Below are 19,931 nucleotides of genomic sequence, written 5' to 3'. Positions count from 1 at the left end.
ATGGCTTAATTTTTTAAGGCACAAAAAAAGCGCTAATGCGCCTTAATACAATGCTTTAACGCTATTTTTTTACAAACTTTGTTAAAATAACAATACGTTGGCCGTCTACTCGCCCTTCAATATGCTCAGGGTTATTTGTTAAGCCTATATTGCGTACTGCTGTGCCGCGTTTGGCGGTCAAGCTACTACCTTTAACGTCTAAGTCTTTAATTAAAGTAACCGTATCGCCAGCTTGTAGTACTACGCCGTTACTGTCTACGTGTTTTATATCGTCATCTTCAGCAAGGGCTTTTTTGGCCCAAGTAAGGGTGTCTTCTTCTAGGTAAATCATATCTAGCGCATCTTGTGCCCAGCCATTATCAACAGCTAAGCGCGTTAGCATTCTGTAAGCCACTACTTGTACGGCAGGTGTTTGGCTCCACATGCTGTCGTTTAAACAGTGCCAATGTGTTGGGGTAAGCTCGCTGTTGTTTTCTATTTGATCTTTACAGGTTTGGCAGGTGTAAATGCATTTGTCTGAATGGGTTTCGGTAACAGGAGGCACTTCGTAAACAGATAAGTGTTCGGTTGCGCTGCATAATTCACACTGGTTATTACTGCGCTCGATTAAGGCTTTTTCAATACTCATAAGGCGTTCTTATATAGGAAGAGGTTTACATTTGGCCGTATTATACCCTAGCAAAGGTAGGCGGCGATACTAATCCCTTAAATTTTGTGCGGGTATTGAGTTAATGTATTTATCTTCAATGCGTTTTATGTAACCACTGCTATGTAAGTGGGCAAGGGCTTGGTTAATTTTAGGCAGTAACGCTTTGTGCTTAGCAAGTAAACGCACTCTTAAATAACCATGCGAATGCTGGGCGCCAAACTCAGTATTAATATTTAGTTGTTTAGACCAATACGCTGCGGTATGAATACCCATAATGGCAACGTCAATACGCGCTTTAGATAATGCAATCATTAGCTCTTTTTCAGAGGGAAAATCGACGCGGTTAAATTTTGCATCATCATGGTAGTAGTAGCCAAGTACTGTACCAACCTCTTTAGAGTATAAACTTTGCGTAGTTTGATACTGCGCGACGTTATCAGGCAGCGCGACAATCATTTCGGTTGCGGGGATCAGCGGCTCTGAAAAAATATAGTAAGGATTATCTCGCTCGCTTTGCGCTAACCATTTTAAAGAAATTACATCAAAATCAATAAAGCCGTTTTCTAAGTATTTGGTAATTCGCTTAGTGGGAAGCTCAACGTGATTGGCGGTAATATTTGCTTGCGCCATTAAAGCGGTGATTATTTCTGGCAAAATGCCGGGTTTTTCTGGGTTGCCGGTATAAAAAGGGTAGTGACTACCTGACGCACTGACATTGTAATTTAGTTCTGGCTGGTTTTGCTGGGCATGAGCAAACGTAGCAAGATGCAAAATAAATAAGGGTAAAAACAACTTTAAAAAAAACAAATACGTAACCTTTGCTAAACTTTTAACCTTGAGCGTTATGTAATTTTACTCCGCTTGCAATGATTCTAGAATCTTCATAGCAGTTGAATTACAGTGTATAACCTAATTGTAATAAACAACGTCAAATTAGATAGGTTTTATTAAGTGAATCCCACAAATATTTTACAGAACGGGCAAAAGATAACACAGTTTGTTGCAAGGCAACCTATTTTTGATGCGCAGCAGAATGTGTTTGCTTATGAGCTGCTTTATCGCGATTCAGCCCATAACGCATTTCCTGTGGGGACATCTGATGAGCAAGCAACCAGCCGTTTGTTTTTTAATACGCTGATGATGCTAGGGCCAGACAAACTTACAGCGCATCATTTAGCGTTTATTAACCTTTCTTCAGCCACTATTTTAGAAAACTTTCCTAAATTGTTAGTGCCACAAAATTGTGTGTTAGAAATTGTTGAGCGTACGAACAAAATAGCTGAGGTAACTCAGCGCGTGAAAGCGCTCAAGCAAGAGGGATACAAGTTTGCCTTAGATGATTACGATGGCGACGATAAATGGGCGCCATTACTTGCGCATGTAGATTACATTAAAATTGAAATGGACGATGTAATAATTAGAACTAATATGCGCATAAAAAAAATTAAACGCGCTAATCCGCATGCAAAAATTATTGTTGAGCGCATAGAAACTCATGCGCAATTTCACTCGTTAAAACAAGCCGGTTGCGATTTGTTTCAGGGTTACTTTTTTGCCCGCCCAGAGATGATCACTTACAAAGATGTGGAGCCGGGTAAGGTGATTGTGTTTGATTTACTGCGCTTTACGGCAAAAGAATCTTTATGCTTTGATGAAATACAAAAACAAGTAGCCAGAGATGTGGCAATTACAGCGCGAGTATTGAAATTAGCGAATGCCCGCTCGGGCAGTACTAAATTAACCATTACTTCTATTTCGCAAGCGGTTGTGTATTTAGGAGAGGACAGCATAAGGCAACTGGTACGCGTGTTGGCGCTGAGCGAATTAGGCGCCGATAAGCCCTCAGAACTCACAAAACTTGCCTTAACTAGAGCGCAGTTTATTGCGCTATTGCTAGGGCAAAACCACGCAGAAATGGTTGGTCAGGGCTACTTGGTTGGGTTGTTTTCTGTGATGGATGCAATTTTAGATACAGACCTTGAAGCGATTGTTAAAGAGTTTTCGCTAGATGAAAGTATTGCCCAGGCATTATTAAACAATGAGGGCATTTTAGGGCAAAGCCTTGCGCTTATTAGGGCGTTTGAACTAGATGAAATGGATAAAATAGCGGTGTTAATGCCGGTAATAAACAGTGATTTGCATATAGGCCATATTTTTAATTATGTTCTTGATGCACTGTTGTATAGTGACGAAATTATTGAGGCTATTGCAGAATAAATATGCGTAATTGGTTATCTATTTTAAGTATTGTGGTTGCATTAGGGCTGTTATTTCCTGGTGTTACCAAACCTGTATTATCGATTGAGGGCAACATTGATAAATCGCAACTCGCCAAAGCAGGCATAGAAATGCTGGCTGAGGAAGGCGATGGCCGTACCCGTAGTATGTTAATGATGTTCTCTAGTATGTTGGGACTTGATAAATTAGAGGGTGAAATAAACGCGTATAGCAAAACACAAAGCATTTGGGGAACCGTAAACGAGCTAGCTAATAATAATAATTTATTTGTAGCGGCGTTAGTTGGGTTGTTCTCTATTGTGATCCCAAGCTTAAAATTACTGCTGCAATTACTGTATTGCTGCTTGTCGGCCAGCAGATTTAAAAATAAGTTAGGTGTGGTTATTTGCGCACTGAGCAAGTGGAGCATGGTGGATGTGTTTGTTATTGCGTTAATAGTGACTTATTTGGCAGGCAATGCTCATGGCCAAAGTAGCGATTTACTAATTATGCATAGCACTTTTGGTGAGGGATTTTGGTATTTTAGTGCTTATTGTATTTTTGCTATTTTAGCGAGTAGCTTAATTACACCACCTAAAAAAGAAAATTAATTATTTGAGTTAGCTCAATAACTCAAATATTATTACTGGGTAATTTACTTAATAGGCTTTGTTTTGCAGCGTTTTTACTCAAATTTACTCGTTGTTGTGATGCTACTCACGTTTGTGGGGCAAGCCGTTGCGTCTGTAAATCAGCAGTGCGAAATGCCACATATGAGCCTATCAGCAAAGCATGCCACACATGTAATGAGCGAGAGTAAATTGCATACAGATATGATGGAAATGGATTGCTGCAGTGATGAAGCAGATGTTCAAAATGATTGTCATTGCCCCATAAATGGCTGTGGAAGCAGCTCTATTTTAACGTCCCCGGCCTTATTTACTGCTTTTTCGTTATCGAGTGAAAAAGTTACCCAGCTTAATAGCGGTATTTCCTCCCCCCCTAGTAATACCTTATATCGCCCTCCTATGTTTGCTTAAACGCAGGATAGGTGTGATACCAATCGACTTGATTATTTAGTCATTTAGCGTGCCAAATAAAGCGTTAACAGCGTTATAAACCTCTCATGTAGAACAACTACATGCCGATATTTATGCCTTGTTATCACTCTATTTAACTGTCGCTATACATAACGACTAATTTAACACCATTGGTATAAGTGAAATTTAGCTATATTCGCTTAAAGCGCCTGTTCTGCTTGTTAATTTAAGATTTTATTTTTAATTTTAGATGGAGCAGGCAATGACCCGCACTGTAATTTTTAAAGCTGTATTACTGAGCGCCACCTTATTTGGTGCTGTATTTAATAGTGATGCTATAGCAAAAGCATCAACCCTTAATTTAACGGATGCCATAAACCTAGCGCTCAATAACGAGCCGTGGCTGAGCGCCAGTGAGCAAAAGCAAGCCGCCGCCACAGCGCAAAGTATTGCTGCAGGAACACTACCAGATCCCGTATTAAGCATAGGTTTGCAAAGCGTACCCGTAGATGGCTTTGCGTTTGATCAAGAAAACATGACGCAGTTAAAACTGGGTATAAGCCAAAGCTTTAGCCGTGGTAATAGCCTGGCACTTAGCCAACAAGCAATAAAAGAAGAGGCACTTGAGCACCCGTGGCTTAGGGCGCAGCGAAAGGCGCAAGTAAAAGCTAGGGTAATGGAGCTGTGGTTAAATGCCTACAGAGCACAGCAAAGTATTGCGTTAATTGAACAAGATAAAGCATTGTTTAGCCAGTTAATTGAAGTTACCGAAGCCAGTTACTCCAGTAGTTTAGGTAAAACCCGTCAGCAAGATATTATTCGCTCACAATTGGAGCTCACACGCCTTGAAGATAAACTGATTGTATTAGCGCAGCAGCTAGATGCCGCTAAACAAGGGTTAGCCCAGTGGTTACCACAGAGCATATTACGCCAACCATTAAGCCTAACTTTTACAGCGCCAGCCCCGCTTACCCAATTTAATAGCTTAGACTTTGATGAACTCATTAAGTTACTTATGGCGCATCCCTCTATGGTGGCTATAGATCAACGTATAGCCGCTAAACGTACACAAGTGAGCCTTGCTAAACAAAGTTATAAGCCACAACTTGGCGTAAATATGGGTTATGGCTACCGCGCTGATAACCAAGCTGGTGAATCGCGTGCTGATTTGCTTTCGGTGGGGGTGAGTATTGATTTACCTTTATTTACCGACAACAGGCAAGATCAGCAAGTTAATGCGGCTATTGCTAATGCAGAGGCCATAAAAACCGACAAACGCGTGGCGCTACAAAGCTTAAAAGGACAGTACTTTAAAGAGGTTAGTCAACTTGAGCGAATTGAGCAGCGCAATACGCTTTATCAAAACACGTTATTACCGCAAATGTCGCAGCAAGCTCAGGCTACTTTAAACGCGTATACCCGTGACGATGGCGACTTTTCTGATGTTATGCGCGCGCGTATTAGTGAGCTAAACGCCAAAATAGATGCCCTTAATATTCAAATAGACAAACACATAATTATTGCTCGCTTAAATTATTACGCAGCCAGTTTAGACTCGCTAGTAATGGCTGAGCTACAAGGATAAAACAATGAAAACTAACTTAAAATACCTTGTAGCGCTGCTTATTGGTGCCACGTTAATGTTTATTGCTAATCGTTGGTTGATTGATAATACCGAGCACTTAGCCACAACCGCTGATAATAAAAAAGCGAAGCCGCTGTATTGGGTTGCGCCAATGGACAGTAACTATAGGCGCGATGAACCAGGGCTATCACCAATGGGGATGGAGCTGGTGCCTGTATATGCAAACGCTGAAAACGACAGCCCAGGTACTATAAAAATATCCCCTGAAGTGGTTAATAACTTAGGCGTTAAAACCAGTAAAGTGCAACTGAAAACACTGCAAAGTGATATTCAAACAATCGGTTATGTGCAATACAATCAAGATCAGTTAACTCATATTCACCCCCGCGTAGAAGGGTGGATAGAAACCCTATTTGTAAAAGCGCAAGGGGAGCCCGTTAGTGCTGGTGAGCCACTTTACACACTTTACTCTCCTCAACTTGTGAACGCACAAGAAGAATTTTTACTCGCAGTAAATAGAAAAAACAGCGTATTGATCCGGGCTGCTAAAGCGCGTTTAGAGTCGCTAAATGTGTCTGATGGCTTTATTGAGCGCTTAGAAAAAAATAAAAAAGTGATGCAAAATATTACATTTTACGCGCGTCAAAGTGGCGTGCTTGATGAGCTTAATATACGTGAAGGTTTTTATGTTAAGCCCGGCACCTCAATGATGAGCATCGCTAAATTAGATCAAGTATGGGTAGAGGCAGAAGTATTTGAGCGCCAAGCAGCTTTAGTGAGCAAAGGGCTACCCGTTACAATGACCCTTGATTACATTCAAGGTAAGCAGTGGCAGGGCGTAGTAGATTACATTTATCCAGCGCTTAATGCTCAAAATCGCACTTTACGTGTAAGGCTGCGTTTTGAAAATACCGCAGGGCTACTTAAGCCTAATATGTTTGCCCAAGTAAGTATTCACATACACAGTGATTCACCGCAATTAGTTATACCTAAGCAAGCGCTTATTCGTACAGGTGCACAAAACCGAGTAGTACTTGCCCTAGGCGATGGGCGTTTTAAATCGGTGGCGGTAAAAGTAGGGCAAATTAGCCAACATGAGGTGGCTATTTTATCGGGCATTACGAAAGAAGACCGTGTTGTGACTGCTGCGCAGTTTTTAATAGACTCTGAATCGAGTAAAGACTCGGACTTTAAGCGTATGAGTGCACCGAGCACTCATGCCATGAGCGACATGCCTAACATGGAAATGGACAAGGCTGAAGCGGTTCAATCAGCTACAGTAATGGGAACCATAAATAATATAAACGCAGCGCAGCGGGTTATTAATATTAGCAGAGAGGCTATTGCTAAATGGAACAGAGGCCCTGCTACTATGGACTTTATACTTGCTAAAGAGCTTGATATTAGTGCGCTTTCACCTGATCAGCAGGTTCATTTTACATTTAGCATTATTGAGGGCGAATTTGTAATAAGCAAAATTGCTGAGCACCCTACTGACGAAGGCGCAGCTCATCATTCAATGCATGGGGAGTCATTATGATAGCTGCTGTTATTCGCTGGTCGGTTGTTAATCGTTTTCTCGTCTTGTTACTGAGTATTATTGTATTTGGCGCGGGTATTTACAGTGTAAAACAGACACCCGTTGATGCGCTTCCGGATTTATCGGACGTACAGGTAATTGTTAAAACCAGCTACCCAGGCCAAGCGCCCCAAGTAGTGCAAGACCAAGTTACCTTCCCGCTCACCACGGCAATGCTGTCTGTGCCTGGCGCTAAAACGGTGCGTGGTTTTTCATTTTTTGGCGACTCGTATGTGTATATTATTTTTGATGAAAATACCGATATTTACTGGGCCCGTAGCCGCGTACAAGAGTATTTAAGTCAGGTAGAAAGCCGCTTGCCGGCAAGTGCAAAGGCACAACTTGGGCCCGATGCCACAGGAGTGGGATGGGTTTATTTATATGCGTTAGTCGATAAAACAAATCAGCTCAATATTAGCCAGCTTCGTAGCTTGCAAGACTGGTTTTTAAAATTTGAACTACAAAGTGTTGAAGGTGTATCTGAGGTCGCTGCTGTAGGTGGCATGATAAAGCAGTACCAAGTGGTTGTAGACCCCGTTAAGTTACGTGCTTATGGCCTTCCTCTTAGTTTAATACAAACTGCAATTAGCCAAGGTAATCAAGAAACCGGTGCCTCAGTAATCGAAATGGCTGAAGCCGAGTACATGGTAACCAGCACAGGTTATATTAAAAGTGTCGCCGACTTAGAAGCCATTCCATTAGGAGTTAACGCCCAAGGGAGTGCATTACAATTACGAGATGTAGCGGATGTGCGCTTAGGTCCTCAAATGCGACGAGGCATTGCAGAGCTAAATGGCGAAGGCGAGGTTGCGGGTGGCATTGTGGTGATGCGTTATGGCGAAAACGCCCAAGAAACGATTTCTCGGGTAAAAGCAAAACTTGAGTCTTTAAAACAAGGGTTACCCGAAGGGGTTGAAATAATTCCGGTTTACGACCGCTCCACGTTAATAAAAAGCGCGGTCGATAACCTAAGTAGTAAATTGTTTGAAGAGCTCATTATTGTAGCCTTAGTGTGCGTGGTATTTTTATTTCATGTGCGCTCATCGCTGGTGGCTATTATTAGCTTGCCTATGGGTATATTAATGGCTTTTATTGTGATGTATTGGCAAGGCGTAAACGCTAATATCATGTCGTTAGGCGGGATTGCTATTGCTATTGGCGCTATGACAGATGGTGCTATCGTAATGATAGAAAACATGCATAAACACATGGAAAAAATGCCACTGACCAAGCAAAACCGCTGGCAAATAGTGACTAAATCGGCCACCGAGGTAGGCCCTGCGTTATTTTTTAGTTTGCTCATTATTACTGTAAGTTTTATGCCTGTATTTATTTTAGAGGCGCAAGAAGGGCGCATGTTTGCCCCGCTTGCTTATACCAAAACGTATGCAATGGCAGCCTCTGCCGGTTTAGCTATTACGTTAGTACCGGTGCTAATGGGCTACTTTATTCGGGGTAAGGTCATTTCTGAGCATAAAAACCCAGTTAATAGAGCCCTGGTTGCAGGGTATAAACCGCTGTTAGCCGTCGTACTTAAATTTCCAAAAAGTACGTTATTTATTGCATTTATAGTGACGGTTATAGGCTTTTATCCGGTAAACAAAATAGGCAGTGAGTTTATTCCTTTGCTAGATGAAGGCGACTTAATGTATATGCCAACAACTTACCCAGGGCTCTCTATTGGTGAAGCACGAAAAATTTTACAGCAAACAGACAAGCTCATAGCCTCTGTGCCTGAAGTAAAAACTGTATTTGGTAAAATAGGGCGCGCCGATACCGCTACCGACCCCGCACCGTTGACAATGATTGAAACCTTTATTCAATTTAAGCCCAAATCACAGTGGCGAGAGGGCATGACGAAGCAAAAAATTAAAGCCGAGCTGGAAAGCTTAGTTGCATTACCGGGCCTTACAAATGCGTGGGTTATGCCAATAAAAACGCGAATTGATATGCTTGCCACCGGTATTAAAACGCCCGTAGGTATTAAAATTGCGGGCCCAAGCTTGTTAGAAATTCAAAATATTGGGCAGCAAATTGAGCAATTGTTAAAAGATGTGCCCGGCACAGCCTCAGTGTATTCAGAGCGTGTAGCCACAGGGCGTTATATTAAAGTGGATATAAACCGCGAAAAAGCAGCACGGTATAATCTAAATATAGCCGACATACAACAGGTTGTAGCTACTGCAATTGGCGGCTCAAACGTGACTGAAACAATTGAAGGGCAACAGCGTTACCCGGTAAATTTACGCTACCCGCAGAGCTTTCGTGCTTCGCCTGAAGATTTAAAATTATTACCTATTATTACACCATCAGGCCAACATATTGCACTTGGTGATGTTGCTGTTGTATTTATTGAAGATGGCCCTACCGGCATTAAAAGCGAAAATGCGCGTTTAAATGGGTGGAGCTTAATTGATATTAAAGGCAGTGATATTGGCAGCTATGTAGCACAAGCTCAGCAAGTACTTGGTGATAACCTACAATTACCCGCTGGTTATTCAATTACTTGGGCAGGGCAGTACGAATACATGCAACGCGCAAAAGCAAAGCTTACTTATGTGATCCCGCTTACACTCGCGATTATTGTAATACTGCTATACCTTAATTTTAAATGCCTAAGCGAAGTACTTATTATTATTGCCACCCTTCCTTTGGCTATGGTGGGCGGCATTTGGCTAATGTACTTTGAAGCGTTTAACTTTTCGGTGGCAGTGGGTGTAGGGTTTATTGCATTGGCCGGTGTTGCGGTAGAAATAGGCGTCATAATGCTTGTATATTTAAACCAAGCTTATACAGAGCAGCGCCAGCAGTGCGAGCAAACTGGAACTGCATTTAACTTACAAGCGCTACAACACGCTATTATGCAAGGTGCAGGGCTAAGAGTGCGCCCCGTAATGATGACGGTAGCTACCATTATTGCTGGCTTATTACCCGTTTTATACGGCACCGGCACCGGTAGCGAAGTAATGAGTAGAATAGCTGCGCCGATGGTAGGCGGGATGCTAAGCGCAATTATACTTACGTTATTGGTTATACCTGCGGTGTATTTACTGTGGAAAAAGCAGCATATTAGTCAATAGGTGTTGTTCTTTGTGAGTTAAAACTTGCTGAATGAAGGGGCGGTTAAATCGCGGCGCACGGTTTGTACCCTTGTGAGCTTGATAGCTGCCCCTAATTCAGCACGCTCTAATAACACAAGGTGGGCAATACCCGTTTCGTTGCCCTATAAAAATTACCCGTATTTTGTAACTTGTACCAAATAACCCGCCTAGCTCCTATTTTTTTATTTTTAGTGCATTGTTTTTAATTGAGTTTATGTTGGCACGGTTTACGCAACCTATACCTTATACAGTCAACTTAGTAAGGAATGCACATGCAAGTTAAAACAATTAAAGAAGTGTACGATTGGACCGTTCTATTTCACACACAAATGGCGGCAAATTTTTACAGCGTTAAGGAGTTACTTGATGAACGTAACGCGATGCTAGTGGACTATTATTTAGATTATGAAAAAAAGTTAGCTGAAGACTTAGTTGGCTTTAAAGCAATTACAGAGATCAACACCTTAGATACTTACAGCTACGAATACTTTGCAGACAACCCCGAGTTAATTACGTTTAACGATATTAGCAAAGACCAAGAATTTGATGAAAAGGTGATTCAAAACTACCTCTCTGAGCAGCACAAAAAAGTAATCGAACTTTACGAGTACTTATTAGAGCGCGCTGAGACAGAAAACGGTAAAGAAAAGCTCGAGCAAATTTTAGAGCTTGAAAAGCAAGGCGTTAAGCAAATGATGCAAAGCTCAAACCGCCATATGGATATGTAAACCTGATAAAATAACTCGGTTGTTACCTTTATAGGTGAATATCTTTATAGATAAAGCTTCAAACGCCCTTGGGTTTACCCGAGGGCGCTTTATTATGTGTGCTTTACATGGGGCGTAAGTAAAGCAGCAAGTTCACTTTAAAAAGCGCGTGTCGCAATTACATTACTTCTGCACAAAAAATGTCACAGGCTTTTAATAGCCTTATAAAATTAAACGCACTCAAACTGAATCCCTGCTTTTTTAAGATAGAGCTGCTCTTGCTCTAGGTCTGCTTGTAGCAATGTATGCTCTTGCAAATAGCTGTTACTAAACTTAATAAATAAGCCTAGGTTGCTTGCGCTTATTTCCATATCCGGCTTTAAGCTCACTTGGCGCTTTTGATTAAATAAAATGGCTAAGCGTAAAATAACAATCAGTTTAAGCACATGCTTTTGAGAAATAGTTAAAAACTCAGGCAGCTCAGTCAGTTTAATTTTTTTACGATAAAAGCGTATAAGTGAGCTTAAAATAAGTTGCTCTTGCTGCGTAAAACCGGGTAATTGACTATTCGCCACTATATAAGCGCTGTGTTTGTTAATCCCCGATGAGTTAATTGATAAACCAATCTCGTGTAATTTTGCTGCCCACGTTAACAAAGCAATATCGTCGTTATTATCTAAATGCCATACATTTTTTAACTGTTTATAGAGCCAAATAGCCGTATCAGCAACACGCGCTGCATGCGCTTTATCAGCGGTGTAGCGCTCACTTAAATTATTAATGGTGTTTGAGCGAATATCTTTATCGGCCAGCTTTTGCTGCATTTCGTGCAGCAACCCTTCGCGCAACGAAAAATCGCTGTAGGTCAGCTCTTTAATGGCAAACTCTGTAAATATCGCAATTAAAATTGCTAAACCACCACATATACTTTGTTGGCGCTCGGGTGTAAGCCCTGCAATAGCTAAGTTATCAATATGTTTAGCACTAATAAATTGCTGTTTTAACGCGAGTAAATCGTCGTAAGTAATGTTAGGTTGCTGCGGATTTGTGGCGCTTATCATCGCTAATATTGACTTTATAGTGCCCGACGTGCCAATTACCGATTGCCAATTTTCGCTTACATAATTAGAAAAAATGGCTTCAAGCTCTTGCTCGGCTCTTATTTGCGCTTTGTTAAAGCGTTTGGCCGTTATTTTTCCATCGCTAAAAAACTGCTTTGTAAAGCTAACGCAGCCCATATTACGGCTAGATAAAAGCTTATGCTTGAAATGTTTACCTATTATAAGCTCGGTACTGCCACCACCAATATCGATCACTAAGCGGTTTTCTTCATTATGAACATAATGCGCAACGCCCTGATAAATAAGGCGCGCTTCTTCTTGACCTGCAATTACATCAATATGAAAAGGAAACACAGCGCTAGCTTGGGCTAAAAAGGCGTTAATATTTTTAGCGCGCCTAAAAGTGTAAGTGGCAGCTACCTTTACATTACTTGCGGGGAACTCATGTAAGGTTTTAGCAAATTGCTTTAGTACCACGAGGGCGCGGTCTATTGCAGCTTGGCTTAAGCGAAATTTATCATCTAGCCCATCGGCTAAATAAACGCGTTGTTTTTCTTTGTGCAAAATTTGCAAAGTGCCGTTTACTTCTCGGGCAACCACTAAATGAAAGCTGTTGGAGCCTAAATCAACTGCGGCTATTGAAGGGTGATCATTCATTATAATAAGTGTGTTCCCATTTTTTTAGATAATCGTAAATTGCTATCTGAGAGCGAATTTTTTTACGGTTACCCCTTCTTACATAAGCGTTTTTTTGCTCGCTATCAATAATGCGTGCTTTGGTACGGTCTTTAAATTGTAGCTCTAATATATCAACTATAAGGCGTTTTAACTTAACATCCAAAATAGGAACACCTACTTCAACACGATGATCTAGGTTACGTGTCATCCAATCAGCAGAAGATATAAATACTTTTTCATCGCCATTGTTACCAAATACCATTACGCGAGGATGCTCTAAAAAGCGATCAACAATACTAATTACCTTAATATTATCGCTAAGTTTAGGCACGCCAGGGATGAGTGAGCACATGCCACGTACAATAATTCTAATTTTAACGCCGATTTGACCAGCTAGGTAAAGCCTGTCTACCAGCTCTTTATCGACGAGGTTATTTATTTTTACTGTTATTTTGCCTGGTTTGTTGTTTTTAACATGGTCAATTTCGTTATTGATTAAATTAAGCAGCGTTTCACGGGCATTAATTGGCGAAAGCATTAAGTAGTCAAATTTGAACGGTTTATAACTGCTTTCTATAAATCTAAATACGCTGTCGCTTTCTTCACAAATACCAGTGTGGCGAGTAAATAGGCTAAAGTCAGTGTAAATTTTGGCTGTTTTTTCATGAAAATTACCAGTGCCAATATGAGCATATTTTACTATTTGGCCTTTTTCTTTACGGTGTACCACACATAATTTACTGTGCACTTTTAGTGCGGGTATACCAAAAATTACTTTAATACCTGCACTGCTTAGCACCTTTGCCCATTCAATATTATTTTGCTCGTCAAAACGTGCTTTTAGCTCAACCATAACGGTTACTAATTTACCGTTTTGAGCGGCGTTAATTAACGATGAAATTAGCCTAGATTTACTCGCTACACGATAAATATTAACCTTTATTTGTGTAACCTTAGGGTCGAAGGCCGCTTGGCGCACATATTCAAGCACATGATTAAAAGTATGATAGGGGTAATACAGTAAAATATCTTGCTCGCTAATAGCGTCAAATACACTGGCATGTTTATTAAACGCACTACTTTGCAATGCTGGGAGAGGTTTGTTTTCTAAATATTGGCGCCCTACATTAGGAAACGATATAAAGTCTCTAAAATTACGATAACGCCCCCCAGGAATTAACGCATCATGATGCGTGACACCGAGGCGCTTTTTCATCACTTTTAGCATGTTTTCAGGCATGGCTTGATCGTAAACCAATCTTACCGGCTCAGCATAAATACGTTGTTTTAACCCTTTGGACATTTTATCAAGTAAGCCAGCCTCTAGCTCGTCGTCTAGGTTGTACTCTGCATCGCGAGTTAATTTTATTGCATAACCGGCAATGCTTTTATAAGAAAAAAAGCTACTAAATACATCGTTTAAAAAGTAAGTGATGACATCATCAAGCATTACAATGGTTTTATGGCGGCGGGTTTTTTCTGGAGGCAGGTTTATAAAGCGATCAACCCTGTCGGTGGGTACCTCAAGCATTGCGTAATAACTTTTTTCATCACTCATTTCTACAAATAAGTAGGTCATGGTGTCGTTTATATAGGTAGAGAAATCTTTGTTCTCGTTTAGCAAAATAGGAGAGGTATGTTGCAGAACGTGATCATGAAAGTAATTTTTTAACCAGTTTAAATGAAACTCACTGAGCTCATCAGGGCGACTAACATGAATGTTATGATGGTTTAAGTCGGTTAATACCTGCTGATGTATGTGGTTAAATTTTTTACCTAACTGCAGTACTTTTTTTTGTATCTCACTAAGCAGTATTTCGTCTTCTTCAAAATTAGCATCGGGGAGTTTATTTAATAAAATTCGGCGCTTTACATCAGCAACGCGTACTCTAAAAAATTCATCTAAATTATTAGAGAAAATGCCCAAAAAGCGCATGCGCTCAATAATCGGATTGTTTTTATCTTTAGCCTCTTGTAGTACACGCTCGTTGAATGACAGCCAGCTTAATTCTTTTGCAAAATATTCAGTTGTTTGAGGGGGTTCTATATGGGCATTCATATCTATTCCGTTATCAGGATATGTTTCAAATTTAATTTGGGGCTGTGCGTGCGCTTATGAGGTTTAAATGTAAAAAGCGATAAAAGTAGTAATAATCAGCCCTTTTTACTCAAACATACGCCAGTTAGATGACATAAAAATGACTACCATGTCATTTTTATGTCAACGGCGTTTGGGCTATGCCTCTTCAATATCTACAATTAAATCACTGGTAATCGATTCAAGTGCATCAATAACTTCTTCTTTATTCATACCACTGGGTAAGGTGACAGTCGCTACGGCACTAAAAATAGGCACTCCCCAATTTGGCGCACTTTGTTGCCTTGAGTTTAAGTGAGTAATGCTAGCGCCTTTGTGGCGTATTACACTTGCCAGCTCCTGCACAATGCCCGGGCGGTCATTGCCAGTAATGACAAAATTTATTTGTTCTTTGCTACTTGGCTCTACTTCTGTGTTGCCAGTTTCAATCCGCACGTCGAGTTTAGGTAAGGCATTTAATTCGTTTTGCAATGCTTCAAAGTGCTCTTGCGCTACTTCTACCTGAATAATACCGGCAAAGTGGCCTAGTAAGTGGCTTAAATTACTGCTCAGCCAGTTACCCTTGTTTTGCAAGATAACCGATGAAATACTTTCTACTAATCCGGGCCGGTCTTGCCCTAAAATGGTGATTACCAACTGCTTCATAAATAGCTCTCTCTAAGCCTGAAAATGTAAATGCGTAGGCATTAAGTGTTTATAACGTTTCTATCATTGTAGTGGGTAATATAAACGCATAAAAACTAATTGTTTATTATTACTTATTTGTGTCTTTATCGTTGAGTTTTTTTAACTTTAGCGCTGCGGTCTGGTTTCGTTATACATAGATTTAGTATTGTCTGCGTTAAATTGTTTGTCCAATAAAAGCACAAATTAGTTCCTTCAAGAACATAAATACACTCTGAATTTATTAACAATTTTATAGCATTTTTGATAATAAGTGTCATTTATGAACCATAACATTTATTTTTTTAATGCTTTGAGCGCTATGTACTTTATTTAACCATAAAAGTGTTAACAACTGATGCGCCATAAAAGCATAAATTTAGTCATCTCCAGCAGGGCAGTAAAACGCGTTATTAAATAGCTAAATAGGCACTAATTTAGGGCGTTTATATTAAATATTTCCCCTTTTTTGTATCGATTTATGTTGTGGCATATCAGTGAGTAACAATTTAGCAAGCGCTGTTATTAGAAAAAAGGACTGATTTTAAAGCATTTAGGCGGGTATTTATTACATCTGTAACATTACTGTCATCTTGATGAAATATAATTTGCGCAACGACAGAATTAAAGGGTGTTTTGATGACTTCCAATCCGAATAAGCCGACTTTAAATACGGATCGAAGCCGTCTATTTAAAGACCGGTTTGCAAAGTGGGGTATTTCCGCAGGCGGAGTAATGGTATTAATAGCATTGTTATTAATATTCTTTTACCTTCTTTATGTAGTACAACCAATTTTTGAATCAGCAAAAGTAGAAAAACGTAACAGTTTTAACGTTGCTAATGCTGAACAAATTGTGGGCTTAGGTGTTGAGGAGCAAACTGAGGTTGCTTTTTTACTCTCTCAGCAAGGAGAGGTAGATTTTTATAGTGTGCAAGATGGCAGCTTTGGTAAAAAGCTTAAAACATTAAGCGCCGAGCTACCTAGTGATGCATCAAGCTTTGCAAACAGTGCGCCGTTTCAGGGGCATTATGCGTTTGGTTTAGAAAATGGCTCAGTGGTGCTGGTAGCACCTAAGTTTTTAGTTACTTTTCCTAACAACGAAAGAAAGCTAACGCCACGTTTAGATTACCCACTTGGCAAAATGGCATTAGAAGTTGACGAGCAAGGTGCTGCCATTAAGCGTTTTGCATTTAGTCATTACGAAGATAAAACAGCCGTGGTTGCTTTAACCGAAGACAAACGCGTTTTATTTAGCAGCTTTGTTGCTGAAGAAAACATGTTTACCGGTGAAGTAGAATGGGTAGTTGAGCGCACTGAGCTTAATATTGAAGGCCGTGTTGATGAGCTTTTAATGTCGCCAGACACCACCCGCACATTTGTACGTTCGGCAAATCAAATTTATGTTTACGATACACGCTACCCAAGCGAAGTAGAGCAAATTCAGCTGCTTTCGGCTAACGAAGAAAGTGCTAACTTAGTGTCTGCGCAGCTACTTTCTGGTGCTAACTCACTCATGCTTGCAAACGATAACGGTGAAGTATCGCAGTGGTTTGAAGTAAATACAGACAGCGGCCGTGAGTATCAAAAAATTCGCTCGTTTGAAACAACTAAACAAAGCAAGCTGAACATTTTTACCGAGTTTTATCGTCGAACTTTCTTCACTACGAGCAGTAACGGTGAGTTAGGTGTGTATTACACCACAAGTGAGGCAAAACTTTGGCAAGGTAAAGTAAGTGATGGCGAGATTAAAAACTTTGCTATAGCTCCGCGCTCAAATGCCGCCCTTATTTTAGCCGATAACCAACTAACCGTATTAGAAATTCATAATGAGCACCCAGAGGTTACCTGGTCTGCGCTTTGGCAAGAAGTGTGGTACGAAGGTTACCCTGAGCCTGGTTATATTTGGCAATCTACATCGGCAAGTGATGACTTTGAGTCTAAATTTTCTTTGGTTCCTATTTCGTTTGGTACGTTAAAAGCAGCGCTTTACGCCATGCTATTTGCTGTACCCATTGCGCTTTCTGCCGCTATTTACACCGCTTACTTTATGTCGAGCGAGCTGCGTAAAGTGGTAAAGCCAACGGTAGAAATTATGGAAGCCCTCCCGACTGTAATATTAGGCTTTTTAGCAGGCCTGTGGTTAGCGCCACTTATAGAAGAGCACCTACCTGCTATTGTTGGCTTACTGATTTTATTACCGTTAGGTGTGCTAGCAACAGCACTAGGTTGGACTAAGTTACCAGCGAGTATTCGCCATAAAATCCCTGAAGGGTCGCACTCTATTTTACTTATTCCGGTTGTTCTATTAATTGGTTGGTTCTCGTTCGCGATGAGCGAAACAGTAGAGCTTTGGATGTTTGATGGCAATGTACGTCAGTACCTAACCAACGAGCTGGGTATGACGTTTGACCAACGTAATTCATTAGTAGTGGGTATTGCGATGGGCTTTGCCGTTATTCCTACTATATTCTCGATTGCAGAAGATGCCGTATTTAGTGTTCCTAAACACTTATCAAATGGCTCACTAGCACTTGGTGCTACGCAGTGGCAAACGCTCGTACGCGTTGTACTACTTACAGCAAGCCCAGGTATTTTCTCTGCTGTAATGATGGGACTTGGCCGTGCGGTAGGCGAAACCATGATTGTATTAATGGCTACAGGTAACACACCTATTATGGATTGGAGTATTTTCCAAGGTATGCGAACGCTTGCAGCAAACATTGCGGTAGAAATGCCTGAATCAGAAGTAGGCAGCTCGCACTATAGAATATTATTCTTAGCAGCATTTGTACTATTCATATTCACCTTTATTTTCAACACAGTGGCTGAGTTTGTTCGTCAGCAACTGCGTGAAAAATACAGCTCAATGTAAGTGGAGAGACACGACATGGTAAAGCAGTGGTTTAAGTCTGGTTCTCCTTGGATTTGGATGACAGGTGGTGCGGTAAGCATCAGCTTAATTTCAGTTCTCGGTTTATTAGCAATGATAGCTTGGAAGGGATTAAGCTTTTTCTGGCCATCAGAGGTAGTTCAATTTGAGCTAGAAGGGTCTATTTCAAAACAAACCATCATTGGTGAAGTTTACGACCGAGAACTTGTGCCTACAGCGCGTTTAGCTGCAACAGGTATTGATGTATCAGATTTTAATAAAGACGAAGTTGAGCGTTTACTTATAAAAACAGGTAACCGCGAATATGTAGATTTAGATTTTCGTTGGATATTAGAAACCGATATTACTGAGCAAAGTACACCGGCTACGCTTGCTGTATTTGAGCGCAGTAAAAACGGTAACTTTTATGGCTACATAGAAGGTGTAATTAAAGATGGAAAGCCGGTTACTGGCGATAAAATCGAAACCTTACATGAGCTAGTAGAGCGTGCGGTTGATTTAAACGATGAAGCGCTTGATTTACAAAATGGCGACATCGGTCATATCAACTACGAATTAGAACGTCTTCGCTTACAAGAAAAAGCGTACCTACTTGATGACGAACTAACCGATGAGCGTGTTGCTGAGCTTGCTCAAGCACGTGCCGAGTTACGTAACGAATATGCCGTACTTGAAAAAGAGTTATTTGCACTGCGTAAAAAAGCCAAGCGTGACCAAGTTTTAGTTAAGGACATGCGTGGTGAAGTAGTCACCATTCCACTGTATCAAGTGCTTGATGTTTGGTTGCCTAACGACATGGGCTTTTTCTCAAAATTAGGTCATTACTTTGTACAACTGGGTAAGTTTGTATCAGACGACCCACGTGAAGCAAACACCGAAGGCGGCGTATTCCCTGCTATATTCGGTACAGTATTTATGGTAATGCTGATGGCCGTTATTGTGACCCCATTTGGTGTTGTAGCTGCAATTTACTTACATGAATACGCAGCTAAAAATGCAGTAACTAAGATGATTCGTATTGCGGTAATTAACCTTGCCGGTGTACCGTCTATTGTTTACGGTGTATTTGGCTTAGGCTTTTTTGTTTACATGTTAGGTGGTAGCCTTGACCAACTGTTTTACCCAGAAGCTGCGCCTACGCCAGTATTTGGTACGCCGGGTGTTATGTGGTCCGCGCTTACATTAGCTATTCTTACATTACCGGTTGTTATTGTATCAACCGAGGAAGGTTTATCGCGTATTCCTAGTACAGTGCGTGATGGTTCATTAGCGCTTGGTGCAACCAAAGTTGAAACCTTATGGCGTATTATTATTCCTATGGCAAGCCCAGCAATTATGACAGGTTTAATACTTGCAGTTGCTCGAGCGGCCGGTGAAGTTGCGCCGTTAATGCTCGTAGGTGTTGTAAAAATGGCCCCTACGTTACCACTTGATGGCAACTTCCCTTATTTTCACTTAGATAGAAAGTTCATGCACTTAGGCTTTCATATTTATGATGTGGGCTTTCAAAGCCCGAATGTTGAAGCGGCACGCCCGCTGGTATACGCAACGGCCTTCTTATTAGTGTCGGTGATTATTACCCTCAACATAACAGCGATAGGCATACGTAACCATTTACGTGAAAAATTCAGATCGCTTGAACACTAATTAGTAAAGAATTA

Annotated in this window: 14 protein-coding genes; 9 read left to right on the top strand and 5 right to left on the bottom strand. The window is 40.8% G+C overall.

Annotation, left to right across the window (positions count from 1 at the left end):
* Positions 1–61: 61 nt before the first annotated feature.
* The gene (locus tag EJ103_RS14755; RefSeq protein ID WP_055252603.1) at positions 62–628 is read right to left on the bottom strand and encodes an alkylphosphonate utilization protein; all 567 of its coding nucleotides are present in this window, start codon (positions 626–628) and stop codon (positions 62–64) included.
* Between the two features lie 69 nt (positions 629–697).
* Positions 698–1,456, bottom strand: coding sequence for a transporter substrate-binding domain-containing protein (locus tag EJ103_RS14750; RefSeq protein ID WP_126008353.1), 759 nt, complete (start codon positions 1,454–1,456; stop codon positions 698–700).
* 144 nt (positions 1,457–1,600) lie between these two features.
* On the opposite strand from EJ103_RS14750, the gene EJ103_RS14745 reads away from it, so the two are divergent.
* The 7 genes from EJ103_RS14745 to EJ103_RS14715 all read left to right on the top strand — a co-directional run bounded on the left by EJ103_RS14745 (position 1,601) and on the right by EJ103_RS14715 (position 10,899).
* The gene (locus EJ103_RS14745) at positions 1,601–2,866 is read left to right on the top strand and encodes an EAL domain-containing protein (RefSeq protein WP_126008351.1); all 1,266 of its coding nucleotides are present in this window, start codon (positions 1,601–1,603) and stop codon (positions 2,864–2,866) included.
* A gap of 2 nt (positions 2,867–2,868) precedes the next feature.
* A complete protein-coding gene (locus tag EJ103_RS14740) occupies positions 2,869–3,477 on the top strand; it encodes a paraquat-inducible protein A (protein WP_126008349.1) in 609 nt (202 codons plus the stop codon).
* Positions 3,478–3,540: 63 nt separating this feature from the next.
* Positions 3,541–3,906: a hypothetical protein gene (locus tag EJ103_RS14735; protein ID WP_235576578.1), complete on the top strand. Its 366-nt coding sequence runs from the start codon at positions 3,541–3,543 to the stop codon at positions 3,904–3,906.
* A 262-nt stretch (positions 3,907–4,168) separates the two neighbouring features.
* Positions 4,169–5,491: a TolC family protein gene (locus EJ103_RS14730; protein WP_126008347.1), complete on the top strand. Its 1,323-nt coding sequence runs from the start codon at positions 4,169–4,171 to the stop codon at positions 5,489–5,491.
* Positions 5,492–5,495: 4 nt separating this feature from the next.
* A complete protein-coding gene (locus EJ103_RS14725; RefSeq protein ID WP_126008345.1) occupies positions 5,496–7,031 on the top strand; it encodes an efflux RND transporter periplasmic adaptor subunit in 1,536 nt (511 codons plus the stop codon).
* Positions 7,028–10,150, top strand: a complete 3,123-nt coding sequence (locus tag EJ103_RS14720) for an efflux RND transporter permease subunit (RefSeq protein WP_126008343.1) — start codon at positions 7,028–7,030, stop codon at positions 10,148–10,150. Before EJ103_RS14725 ends, EJ103_RS14720 begins: the two co-directional genes overlap by 4 nt.
* A 293-nt stretch (positions 10,151–10,443) precedes the next feature.
* Positions 10,444–10,899, top strand: coding sequence for a hypothetical protein (locus tag EJ103_RS14715; protein ID WP_004587628.1), 456 nt, complete (start codon positions 10,444–10,446; stop codon positions 10,897–10,899).
* A 209-nt stretch (positions 10,900–11,108) separates the two neighbouring features.
* Here the strand turns inward: EJ103_RS14715 and ppx are convergent, their stop codons facing one another.
* The 3 genes from ppx to EJ103_RS14700 all read right to left on the bottom strand — a co-directional run bounded on the left by ppx (position 11,109) and on the right by EJ103_RS14700 (position 15,360).
* Positions 11,109–12,596 (bottom strand): exopolyphosphatase, encoded by a 1,488-nt coding sequence (gene ppx, locus EJ103_RS14710; RefSeq protein WP_126008341.1) that lies wholly within the window; start codon positions 12,594–12,596, stop codon positions 11,109–11,111.
* The gene (gene ppk1 / locus EJ103_RS14705; RefSeq protein ID WP_004587626.1) at positions 12,589–14,676 is read right to left on the bottom strand and encodes a polyphosphate kinase 1; all 2,088 of its coding nucleotides are present in this window, start codon (positions 14,674–14,676) and stop codon (positions 12,589–12,591) included. The genes ppx and ppk1 overlap by 8 nt, the downstream gene beginning before the upstream one ends.
* Before the next feature lie 177 nt (positions 14,677–14,853).
* Entirely contained in the window at positions 14,854–15,360 is a 507-nt protein-coding gene (locus EJ103_RS14700; protein WP_004587625.1) for an ACT domain-containing protein, read from the bottom strand.
* A 657-nt stretch (positions 15,361–16,017) separates the two neighbouring features.
* Between EJ103_RS14700 and EJ103_RS14695 the strand changes: the two genes are divergently transcribed.
* Positions 16,018–18,252 carry an ABC transporter permease subunit gene (locus EJ103_RS14695; RefSeq protein WP_126008339.1) on the top strand — a complete coding sequence of 745 codons (2,235 nt, stop codon included), beginning with the start codon at positions 16,018–16,020 and terminating at the stop codon, positions 18,250–18,252.
* Positions 18,253–18,267: 15 nt separating this feature from the next.
* Positions 18,268–19,917 (top strand): phosphate ABC transporter permease PstA, encoded by a 1,650-nt coding sequence (pstA, locus tag EJ103_RS14690; protein WP_004587623.1) that lies wholly within the window; start codon positions 18,268–18,270, stop codon positions 19,915–19,917.
* Positions 19,918–19,931 lie beyond the last annotated feature (14 nt).

It is taken from the genome of Pseudoalteromonas sp. Xi13 (assembly GCF_003952205.1).
Classification (GTDB): domain Bacteria; phylum Pseudomonadota; class Gammaproteobacteria; order Enterobacterales; family Alteromonadaceae; genus Pseudoalteromonas; species Pseudoalteromonas atlantica.
This window is presented reverse-complemented; position numbering and strand designations above follow the sequence as displayed.